Source organism: Rahnella sp. RFA10(1/100) (assembly GCF_004195115.1).
GTDB lineage: Bacteria > Pseudomonadota > Gammaproteobacteria > Enterobacterales > Enterobacteriaceae > Rahnella > Rahnella perminowiae.
This window is the reverse complement of record NZ_SEWR01000030.1, coordinates 1-429: the sequence shown is the minus strand read 5'-3', so window position 1 is coordinate 429 and position 429 is coordinate 1. Positions and strand designations below refer to the sequence as shown.

General features: G+C 47.6%; 1 pseudogene. It reads left to right on the top strand.

Features of this window, described 5'->3' with window-relative positions:
• A pseudogene (locus ETV65_RS24775) lies at positions 1 to 429 on the top strand (porphobilinogen synthase); the annotation flags it as partial.

Here is a 429-nt window from a genome sequence, read left to right as displayed (position 1 = left end):
ACGGTCAACGACCTGATTTATCCTATGTTTGTTCTAGAAGGCAGCAATCGCAGTGAAAAGATCGCCTCTATGCCAGGTATTGAACGTTACTCAATAGACCTCCTACTAAAAGAAGCCGAAGAATTGGTTGAGTTAGGCATCCCATTAATTGCACTCTTCCCTGTGACCCCAGCAGAGAAAAAGACCTTAATGGCAGAAGAAGCGTATAACGCCGATGCCATAGTGCAACGCGCTGTACGCGAGCTTAAAAAAGCCTTTCCACAGCTTGGCATCATGACTGACGTAGCATTGGACCCCTTCACCACTCATGGTCAAGACGGAATCATAGATGAGACAGGCTACATCCTAAACGACATCACTACCGAGATTTTAGTGAAGCAAGCATTGTCACACGCCGAAGCCGGTGCTGACATAGTTGCACCGTCGGAC